Consider the following 10,117-nt stretch of genomic DNA (forward strand, 5'->3'; position numbering starts at 1 on the left):
TGTTTCACCGAGGGTTTTGATACCGAAGATCTGCAGGCTGCCAGGGCGCTGCTGCATGCTCTGGGTTAATCCGTAGAGTGTGTTTGCAATACTCCCGCTTTCAGCGCCATAGCAGCAGGCGTTTAGTGGGAAGAGTATTCCCTTGCAGCTATTACTGGCCCGGGAGGCTGTCCGGGAATGCTGGCCGTAGCGAGAGCCGACTGATTTGAGCGGGTTTTTGCGGTGTTTTAAGGCGAATAGTGGTTCTATTTAACGCAAAACAGCACAAAGAACAGCCAAACTCAGGTGGCTCGCAGTAGGTTGAGTATTGTCGAACAGCCTCTAGTGTAGTGTTGCACTCTTGGTGGTGCTTTAGAACGCGCTCATTTTTTCGCCAGCCAAGGCGTGAGGCAGAGTCATAGTGGGGCTACGGCGACAACGAACAACGCAGGATGGCGGAAAAAGGGGCCGTTATAAGCTTCATATAGCGTGAAACACTACACTAGGTGCCTGGCATGAAAGCGCAGGTGCTGCTCTATGAAGCTGGCGATAAAGTAATAGCTGTGGTCGTAGCCTTCGTGGCGGTTCAGCTCCAGCGGGTAACCGCTGGCAGTGGCGGCGGCTTCCAGGGTTTCGGGCTTGAGCTGCTCGCTGAGGAAGTCATCGGCTTCGCCCTGGTCCACCCGCGCCGGCACACACTGGCTGGCCTGGCGCATCAGCAGGCTGGCGTCGTAGTCGGCCCAGCCGGCGCTATCCTTGCCCAGGTAAGCCGTGAAGGCTTTCTTGCCCCAGGGGCAATTAACCGGATTGCTGATCGGGCTGAAGGCGGAGACTGATCGATAGCGCTCAGGGTTGCGCAGTGCCAGCACCAGGGCACCGTGGCCGCCCATGGAATGCCCGGCAATGGATCTTTGATCGCTGACCGGGAACATGGACTCGACCAGTGCCGGCAGTTCGTTCAGCACATAGTCGTACATCTGGTAGTGACGGTTCCAGGGCGCCTGGGTGGCGTTCACATAAAAGCCGGCCCCTTTGCCCAGATCGTAGCCGACATGATCCGCCACCTCATCGCCGCGGGGGCTGGTGTCCGGCGCAATAATGGCCATGCCGAGCTCTGCGGCGATGCGCTGGGCACCGGCTTTTTGCATAAAGTTTTCATCGCTGCAGGTCAGGCCAGACAGCCAGTAGAGTGCCGGCACCCTGGCGCCGCCCAAGGCTTGGGGCGGCAGGTAAATCGCAAAGCGCATGGCGCAATTCAGCGTATTCGAATAATGGCTGTACTGCTTGTGCCAGCCCCCGAAGCTTTTATTACAGCTGAGGTTTTCAATACTCATTGGAGTCTCCAGCAAAAGCAGGTCGCCTGCGCAATGGCAGGCGACCGCTTCCATTACTTGTCGAAGTGAATAACGGAGCGAATGCTCTTGCCTTCGTGCATCAGGTCGAAGGCCTCGTTGATCCCTTCCAGACCCATGGTATGGGTGATGAAGTCGTTGAGCTGAAACTCACCCTGCATATAACGCTCGACGATGCCGGGCAGCTCGGAGCGACCCTTGACGCCGCCGAAGGCGGAGCCTCTCCAGACCCGGCCGGTGACCAGCTGGAAGGGGCGGGTAGAGATTTCCTGACCGGCACCGGCCACACCGATAACGACCGACTCGCCCCAGCCCTTGTGGCAGCATTCCAGCGCAGAGCGCATCACGTTGACGTTGCCGATACACTCGAAGGAGTAGTCCACGCCGCCGTCAGTCAGTTCGACGATCACATCCTGAATGGGCTTGTCGTAATCTTTCGGGTTGATGCAATCGGTGGCGCCCAGCTGACGCGCCAGTTCAAACTTGCTTTCATTGATATCGATGGCGATGATGCGGCCGGCCTTGGCCATGGTCGCGCCTATTACAGCGGACAGGCCGATACCGCCCATGCCGAAGATGGCGACGGTGGCGCCTTCTTCTACCTTGGCAGTGTTCATGACCGCGCCCATGCCGGTAGTAACGCCGCAGCCGAGCAGGCAGACTTCTTCCAGTGGCGCTTCCTTGCTGATTTTGGCCAGGGATATTTCCGGCAGCACCGTGTACTCGGAGAAGGTGGAGCACCCCATGTAATGGAAGATCGGTTGACCGTCTTTAAAGAAGCGGGTGGTGCCGTCCGGCATCAGACCCTTGCCCTGGGTTTCGCGGATTTTCTGGCACAGGTTGGTCTTGCCGGATGTGCAGAACTTGCACTCGCCGCACTCAGGGGTATAGAGCGGTATCACGTGGTCGCCCACCTGCAGGCTGGTCACGCCTTCGCCGACTGATTCCACGATACCGCCACCTTCGTGGCCCAGGATCGCCGGGAATATGCCTTCTGGATCTTCGCCGGACAGGGTAAAAGCATCGGTATGGCAGACGCCACTGGCGATAATGCGCACTCGAACTTCACCGGCCTGGGGCGGCATCACATCCACTTCTTCGATGGACAAAGGCTGTTTCGGGCCCCAGGCAATGGCGGCTTTGGATTTGATTATCTGAGTCATCGGGTGCTCCCTGGTGGTGTTGATATCACGGCGGAGATGCCCGCTGTGTCGATGGCGCCATTATATTTAGTTTGTTAATGGTGATAATCTGCCTTTTTGTAAATTACTTTTACCACAGGGTAACAATTGGGACTGTTGCAGTTTGATCGGCAGGGTTAAATCTGTGCTGGCGTCAGTCAGTTCCAGCATCAGGCGCAAAGGTGTCGCTATGTTTATGTGGGAAGGGGTGAGTGAGTTTGTCGCGGTGGCTGAAGCGGAAAGTTTTACTGCGGCAGCCAAGCGGCTGGGCATTTCGACGGCCCAGGTCAGCCGTCAGGTCAGTGCGCTTGAAACCCGCTTATCGACCAAGCTGTTTTACCGCACGACCCGCAAGGTCTCGGTGACTGAAGCCGGACAGATTTATTATCAGCACTGTCGGCAGGTGCTTGATGGGCTGGAGGAGGCGGAGCGTACCATCACCAACCTGCAGCAGGCGCCCAGGGGCAAGTTGCGGATTACAGCGCCGGTAACCTACGGGGAGAAAACCATAGCCCCGCTGGTGAATGATTTCGTGCTGCGTTACCCGGAGCTTGAGGTGCAGCTGCGCCTGACCAATCAGACGCTGGATCTGGTGGCCGAAGGCTATGATCTGGCCGTAAGGCTGGGCAAGCTGGAGGACTCCAGCATGATGGCACGACGTCTGTCTTCAAGGACTCAGTATGTGTGCGCATCGCCGGATTATCTGTCGACCTATGGCGTGCCTCACTCGCTGTCGGAGCTGGAGCAGCATAACTGCCTGCAGGGCAATCTGGATTACTGGCGTTTTCAGGAGCAGGGCAAGGCGCGCAATATACGGATCAAAGGCAGTATCAGCTGTGACAGTGGCTGGGTCCTGCTGGATGCCGCCCTGAAAGGCATCGGTATTGTACAGCTGCCGGATTATTATGTTCGACCCGCGCTGGATTCAGGGCAGTTGCTGCCTCTGCTACAGCACTATCAGGAGGCCGATGAGGGCATCTGGGCCATCTATCCTCATAACCGCCACCTATCGCCGAAAGTGCGCATGCTGCTGGACTTTATAGGCGAAGCCCTGGGGTAATAAGGGCCTTAGTCAGGGGCTGGTTTGCTGCCAGTTGTCTGCGGGCTCGGATGCTGCGGATCTTCGGGTTGCCCTTATTAATGTGTGTGGTGCAGGCCCAAATCCCGGTCAGGGAATGATGGGGTCGTATAAAAGCGCATTTTGCCACTCATTCACAAAACGGCGTCGTTTCGACTGATCGAGATACACCATCAGCGCAGGCCCCAGGGCAATGGGGTGAAAGTTGAGTGACTGCTGATGAATCGTTTGCTGCTGTTGCAGGGCGCTAACCGAATAGGGGCCGGTGGCCTGGGGATGAATAGCCACCAATTCACCCTGCTGGCCGATCACCTGCTGCCCTTCAAGGGAGAGCATATAACGCAACAGTGTCTTGGCGCCTGCGGGATTCGGGGCTTGTTTGGGTATAAAGGCGACGCGGCTGACGACGAGTGCATAGTCGTGCGGCACAATCACGCCAAGGCGGGGGTCGGCGTAGGCGCGGGCCAGGGCATAGGAGCCCAGCATGTTGTAGCCCAGCACCAGCTCACCGCTGCTAATGGCATCCAGAATCTGGGCAGTGCAGCAGTAAACCTGGGTGAAGGCCCGCCCAAGGCTCTCCTGTAGTCGGCCGCTGATGCTCGAGGTGACCTCATCCTGGGATGCAACCAGGTAGCCAACTCCGGATGTACGGACATCGTAGGAGCCGACCCTGTGCTGGAAAAAGAGCCCGTCACTTCGTAGCGCAGTGGCTAGCGCCTCATGAGTGCGTGGTAGATCTCTGCCGTTGAATGCCGCCTTGTTGTAAACAAACACTATGGGCTCATAACTAAAGCCGAAGGCTTCGTTGCGCCAGTTCGCCCAGTCGGGCAGTTCATTCAGTACGGGGTCTTCAAAGGCCTGGGCAAAGCCGTCGTTTACCAGCCGTACCTGCAGATCCATGGCGGAGCTGATCACCAGATCAGGCGTTTCATAGTTGGAAAGCTGACGCATTTTTTGGTCAAGTTCCATCGTGTTGAATTCCCGGTAGTGCAGGGTGACAGCGGGATAGAGCCGCTGAAATGCATCCAGTAGCGGGGCTATGGCGGTGCGATCAGTGGCGCTGTAGATCAATAGCGACTGTTCTTCACTTTGTGCCCGAGCACTTTCAAGGCCGGTGTTATTGAACTGCCGGGCACCCAGCAGGGCTGTAGCCAACAGCACCAGGGACGCAAGGCCAAGCAATGCCGTTCTCATGTGAACTGCCCTGGCAGGCGCAGCCTGATTCTGAGGCCACCCGAAGGGCTGCTTTCGATGAACAGCTCGCCTCTGTGAGCCTGGGTGACAGCTTCGACGATGGCCAAGCCCAAGCCGGACCCTTCGTTGGTCGAAGATAGTCGGCTGAACCGCTGCAAGGCCTGGCGACGCAGATGGGGAGGAATACCGGGCCCGCTGTCATCGACGATAATATCGAGTCCTGCCGTGGGTGCGGGCTCCAGCCCCAGCGTGATCTGGTTGTTGCTGGGGCCATAGCGCACGGCATTGTCGAGCAGGTTGCGAATAGCCTCCCTCAGGCTGACGCCATCCGCCGGCGCTACACTATTTTTGCACCGGCAGTGGTAGCCGAACTCGATATCCGAATGGGCATGGTCGCGCACACATTCGGTGAGAATTTGCTTGAGCAGGACATCAATATCTATTGAGTCCAGCTGCTGTGTGTCGCCACGGTGCACCACCATGGCGTGGGCCAGTAACTGGTTGGTCAGGCGGGAAAGGCGCAGGTGCTCCTGCCGAATTTTTCCAAGTCTGTGTGGCAATGTAACCGGATCAGCGACCTGGGCGGCGATATCGAGCTGTGCCTGGGTGGCACTCAGGGCGGTACGGATCTGGTGACTGGCGTCGGCAATAAAAATTTTCATGGTGTCGAGGTTATGCAGCAGCTGCTGCTGGTAGCTGTTTATGGCCTCGACCAGCGGGGCGACTTCCTGAATAGGAGTCGCGCTGAGCTGGCTTGTATCAGCAGGGGTGCGCAATTGCAGGGTGCGTGAGATCAGGCTCAATGGCTGCAAGGCGCGATTAATGCCCAACCAGACAATCACCAGGGCAAGCAGCATGACCCCAATCAGGGTCAGCAGGGCCTTGTACAGGATGTCGGCCAGCAGTTCCTGGCGGGCGTTCCGAGTGTGGGCCAAGGTGACATGAACCCAGCCGGAGGCACCAGCTTCGGTGAGGCGTTTACTCTGCATTACAAGGCGAAGGGCTTCACCCTTGTAACGGGCGTTGTAAAAATGAGGTTTTTCAGAGGGGGTAAAGCCGGGCGGCCGGGGCAGATCCGGGTAGCCCGTAATGAGCACGCCGGCCTGATGGGTCACTTGGTAAAAAACCTTGTCACTCGGGGCCAGCTGCATCATTTCCATTGCGGCATAGGGCAGATCGAGATCGGGCTCGCCGTTGCGTACTAAGACTCCTTCCATGATCGACAGGCTGGCACTGTTCAGCAGGCGGTCGTACGAATAGTCCGCAGCCTGTCGGGCGTAATGCCAGACGCCGAAACTGAGCATCAGTAATACCACCATAAGCAGGATGGTGGTGCGCGATACCAGGCGCCGGCGCAGCGAATAGTCCGGCTCAGTCGTTGACATGGGCGAGATACCCCAGGCCGCGAATCGTCTTGATGATCAGGGTAGAGGCGGCCAGCTGTTTGCGCAGGCGGGTCAGTGCCTGCTCTATCGCATTGGGTGTATAGGCTTCGTTAAAGGTGTAAAGCCGGTTGGCGATATCGTCCTTGGTCAAAACCCTGTCCAGGTTTTTCAAAAACAATTCGAGCAGCTGAATTTCACGCGGGCGCAGGTCGATGGGCTGGTCATTGATGCGCATCGATTGTGCGGCCAGGTCGTAAGTGAGGTTGCCGTACTGCATGAGGTTGCTGGCGTCGCCACGTTCGCGCCGCAACAACGCCCTGCAGCGGGCAGCCAGTTCGCGAAAATCGAACGGCTTGACCAGATAGTCATCGGCGCCGAGATCCAGCGCACTGACGCGATCGTCTACTTCGGCACGGGCGGTCAATACGAGCACCGGGATCTTGCTGCCCTGAGACCTCAGACTTTGCAGTAGCTGGTAACCACTACGCCCCGGCAAGTTGATATCCAGAATCAGCAAATCGAAATCACCAAACGACAGAGTGCTTTCCGCCTCCTCGACGGAGCCGGCACGGTCCAGCGGATGGCCAAGGTTGCAGAAATATTCCCGGCAGGCATCGGCGAGAGTGTTGTTGTCTTCAATAAGTAACATGCGCATAGGCCGGCGATTGTCTCTGAAACGGCGGGGCGTGGCAAAGCCAAAAATTCTTCACCTCTGTCAGGCTGCTGTCAGTTTGGAAGCCTAGGATGGCCCTGCTGCTCTGAGGTATAGCCTGAGCTAACAAAAAGTATAAGCGGAGACTGAATGATGAAGTTAAACATGGGTGCCTTGATGCTGACCGGTGGTCTGACATTGGCCATGAACGCCATGGCGTTCGAACCATCCAAGCCGGAGTGTATAGCCCCGGCCAAGCCCGGCGGTGGCTTTGACCTGACCTGTCGTATTGTATCCAACGGCTTTGCCGAAGCGGGTCTGCTGAAGACACCGATGGCGGTCACCTTTATGCCGGGTGGCGTCGGGGCTGTGGCCTATAACCATATCAATGGCGTGCGTCCAGATGATGGTAACGCCCTGGTGGCCTTCAGTTCCGGTTCGCTGCTGAACATTGCCCAGGGAAAATTTGGCAAAGAGCTTGATGAAAACGATGCGCGCTGGGTCGGTGCCGCAGGTGTTGATTACGGCGCCATCATGGTGAAAGCTGATGCTCCCTGGAATACGCTGGCAGAGCTGGTGGCGGATATTAAAAAGGATCCCACCCAATTTGTTGTAGGTGCAGGCGGTGGCGTGGGTAGCCAGGACTGGATGAAAGCGGCCATTTTGATGAAGTCGTCGGCCGTGGATCCAAAATCAATGCGTTATGTGGCTTATGAAGGCGGCGGTGAGGCGCTGGCCGCACTGATGGGTGGGCATATTCAGGTGTATCCGGGAGATGCCGGCGAGATGCAAGGACAGCTTGAAGCCGGCAAGGTGAGGGTGTTGGCGGTTATGTCGCCCGAGCGCCTGGCAGGCGAGTTTGCCGATATTCCGACGGCTCTGGAGCAGGGTATCGATGCGCAGTGGGCCATTTTGCGTGGTTTCTATCTTGGGCCCAAGGTTTCCGATGAAGCCTATCAGTACTGGGCGGATCAGTTCGGCAAGGCATATGAAAGTGAAGCCTTTATGGCGGCCGTGGCCGACAAGGGACTGATGCCGTTCAAAATGCAGGGGGTTGAACTTGATAGTTATGTTCGCGAACGGGTTGGCTATATGCGCAGTCTCGCCCGCGAAGCTGGCCTGATTAAGTGAGGTTGAAGCATGTATGACCGCATATTAGCGGGCGTCTTGCTGTTGCTGTCCGGGCTTGTCGCCTGGGCGGCGCTCAGCCTGGACGTACCCTTTCAGTACGAGCCTCTTGGGCCCAAAGCCTTTCCTGTGATACTCGCGGCGTTACTGGCGCTTGCTGCCAGCTGGTTGATGTATCGCCCTGCCAAGAATGACTGGCATCCCAACGCTGCGGTGTTGGTAAAGTTAGCGGCAGGGCTTTGTCTGATGGTGACCTATGCCCTGTTGTTTGAGCCGGCCGGATTTATTATCGCCACCTTTGTGGTGGGCGCCCTGTTCAGTTGGCTGTTTGGCGAAACGCCGTTACGGGCTGCGGGCTACGCCCTGGTGATGAGTCTGAGCAGCTATTTTCTGCTTAAGGAATTGTTGCAACTTAACGTGCCGGCCGGCGTTTTGATTGGAGTTTAACCGATGGAAACACTGAATTTTCTGGCGACCGGCTTTTCGGTCGCCCTGGCACCCCTGAATCTGATGCTTGTGCTGGTGGGCTGTTTTGTCGGTACTTTGATCGGCTCGTTGCCGGGTATTGGTCCCATCAATGGTGTCGCTATTCTGCTGCCACTGGCCTACGCAATGGGCTTTCCTCCTGAGTCTGCCCTCATACTGCTGGCTGGGGTTTACTACGGGGCTGAATATGGTGGCAGGATTTCCAGTATTCTGCTGAATGTACCCGGCGATGCTGGCGCCATTATGACCACCCTTGATGGCTATCCGATGTCCAAACGGGGCGAGGGCGGCCGGGCACTGGCGCTGTCGGCGGTTTCATCCTTTGCCGGGAGCATGGGAGCCCTGCTGATGATGGTGGTGTCGGCACCTTTGCTCAGTCAGTTCGCCATTCAGTTCGGCCCGACTGAATATGTCTGGCTGATGGTGTTTGCCTTTACCTGTCTGGCGACCATGGTCGGCAGTCGTCCGGTAAAAACCCTGGTGGGGGTCATGATCGGTCTGCTGCTGGCCACTGTCGGCGTTGACTCGGGTACCGGTGTACTGCGTTTTACCCTGGGTATTCCCAATTTCTTCGATGGCGTGGACTTTCTGGTGGTGGTTATAGGGCTCTTCGCTATCAGTGAAGTGCTGGCCCTGCTGGAACAGTGGGCGCGCAATGATTTTGTTATTACCCCGGTGGGCAAGAGCTTTGTCAGTGTTGCCGATCTTCTGGCGGTGAAGTGGGTGGTGCTGCGCTCCACGATCATTGGCTTTCTGATTGGTGTTTTGCCGGGCACGGGTGCCTCTATTGCCAGTGCAGTGGCCTATGGCACTGAAAAGCGTATTGCCGAGGGTGACGATGAACAGTTCGGCAAGGGCGATATTCGTGGCCTTGCGGCGCCTGAAGCGGCAAACAATGCATCAGCGGCCGGCTCCATGGTGCCGATGTTGACTCTGGGTATTCCTGGCAGTGGGACAACAGCAATATTGCTGGGTGCCTTGATGATGTTCAATATCACGCCGGGACCGCTGCTGTTTGAACAGCAGCCAGAGATTGCCTGGGGTCTGATTGCATCGATGTTTATCGGCAATATTGCGCTTTTGGTTATGAATCTGCCGATGATCGGACTCTTCGTGCGGTTGCTGTCGATTCGCCAGGCATATCTGGTGCCGGTAATAGTGATGCTGACCTTTGTGGGCATCTACTCAATTCACGGTGACAGTTTCGACCTCTTCTTTATGGTGTTGCTCGGGGTAGTGGGTTTCCTGCTGCGCAAACTGCATTTTTCCCTGGCCCCGGTTATTCTGGGGCTGGTACTGGGCGAAGTGCTGGAGGAAAACCTGCGCCGCGCACTGTCGATTAGCGGTGGTGATTGGGGAATTCTTTTCAATGGCCCTATGGCCTATAGCCTGGCGGCGGCTACGGCCGCGGCTTTGCTAGTGCCGGGTCTGTGGCGCTGGTACAAGAAATCAGGCAAGGAGGATCTTTCACCTGGCGTAGCTCTGACCGAGAAAGAGTAATGCCTAAGCTGTCGTCATAGTGTATTGGGCGGCGGGGCGAGGCGAGGGAGACGCTACTTAATTTCAGCCCTGTGTCGGAACTTTCGGGTTCCGCGACAGGGCTGAGTCGTTTCCACAGGCGTTTGTATTAACCCGGGTTAATACATGAAGCAGGGATGCTTCATCATTGGCCGCAGGCCAAT

Annotated in this window: 9 protein-coding genes; 4 read left to right on the forward strand and 5 right to left on the reverse strand. The window is 57.1% G+C overall.

The window, feature by feature from the left end; all coding sequences use genetic code 11:
• Window positions 1–476 precede the first annotated feature (476 nt).
• Window positions 477–1,313 carry an S-formylglutathione hydrolase gene (gene fghA / locus MPRO_RS17815; protein ID WP_067296056.1) on the reverse strand — a complete coding sequence of 279 codons (837 nt, stop codon included), beginning with the start codon at window positions 1,311–1,313 and terminating at the stop codon, window positions 477–479.
• Between the two features lie 53 nt (window positions 1,314–1,366).
• Window positions 1,367–2,494 (reverse strand): S-(hydroxymethyl)glutathione dehydrogenase/class III alcohol dehydrogenase, encoded by a 1,128-nt coding sequence (locus MPRO_RS17820; RefSeq protein ID WP_067296057.1) that lies wholly within the window; start codon window positions 2,492–2,494, stop codon window positions 1,367–1,369.
• Window positions 2,495–2,702: 208 nt separating this feature from the next.
• Here MPRO_RS17820 and MPRO_RS17825 point away from each other — a divergent pair, with 208 nt between their 5' ends.
• Window positions 2,703–3,572: a LysR family transcriptional regulator gene (locus MPRO_RS17825; RefSeq protein ID WP_067296059.1), complete on the forward strand. Its 870-nt coding sequence runs from the start codon at window positions 2,703–2,705 to the stop codon at window positions 3,570–3,572.
• Between the two features lie 108 nt (window positions 3,573–3,680).
• Here the strand turns inward: MPRO_RS17825 and MPRO_RS17830 are convergent, their stop codons facing one another.
• From MPRO_RS17830 to MPRO_RS17840, 3 genes are read right to left on the reverse strand one after another with little or no spacing between them, the layout of a single operon-like run.
• On the reverse strand, window positions 3,681–4,784 hold the full coding sequence (locus MPRO_RS17830; protein WP_067296061.1) for an ABC transporter substrate-binding protein: 1,104 nt from the start codon (window positions 4,782–4,784) through the stop codon (window positions 3,681–3,683).
• Window positions 4,781–6,169, reverse strand: coding sequence for a sensor histidine kinase (locus tag MPRO_RS17835; RefSeq protein WP_067296063.1), 1,389 nt, complete (start codon window positions 6,167–6,169; stop codon window positions 4,781–4,783). Before MPRO_RS17835 ends, MPRO_RS17830 begins: the two co-directional genes overlap by 4 nt.
• Complete coding sequence (locus tag MPRO_RS17840; protein WP_245635129.1) at window positions 6,156–6,818, reverse strand: response regulator transcription factor; 663 nt, start codon at window positions 6,816–6,818, stop codon at window positions 6,156–6,158. The genes MPRO_RS17835 and MPRO_RS17840 overlap by 14 nt, the downstream gene beginning before the upstream one ends.
• A gap of 153 nt (window positions 6,819–6,971) precedes the next feature.
• Here MPRO_RS17840 and MPRO_RS17845 point away from each other — a divergent pair, with 153 nt between their 5' ends.
• The 3 genes from MPRO_RS17845 to MPRO_RS17855 are packed head-to-tail and all read left to right on the forward strand — an operon-like array spanning window position 6,972 to window position 9,935.
• Window positions 6,972–7,952 (forward strand): Bug family tripartite tricarboxylate transporter substrate binding protein, encoded by a 981-nt coding sequence (locus MPRO_RS17845; protein WP_245635130.1) that lies wholly within the window; start codon window positions 6,972–6,974, stop codon window positions 7,950–7,952.
• Between the two features lie 9 nt (window positions 7,953–7,961).
• Window positions 7,962–8,396, forward strand: coding sequence for a tripartite tricarboxylate transporter TctB family protein (locus MPRO_RS17850; RefSeq protein ID WP_067296070.1), 435 nt, complete (start codon window positions 7,962–7,964; stop codon window positions 8,394–8,396).
• A gap of 3 nt (window positions 8,397–8,399) precedes the next feature.
• On the forward strand, window positions 8,400–9,935 hold the full coding sequence (locus MPRO_RS17855; RefSeq protein ID WP_067296073.1) for a tripartite tricarboxylate transporter permease: 1,536 nt from the start codon (window positions 8,400–8,402) through the stop codon (window positions 9,933–9,935).
• The last annotated feature ends 182 nt before the right edge of the window (window positions 9,936–10,117 follow it).

Source organism: Marinobacterium profundum (genome assembly GCF_001528745.1).
Classification (GTDB): Bacteria; Pseudomonadota; Gammaproteobacteria; order Pseudomonadales; family Balneatricaceae; genus Marinobacterium_A; species Marinobacterium_A profundum.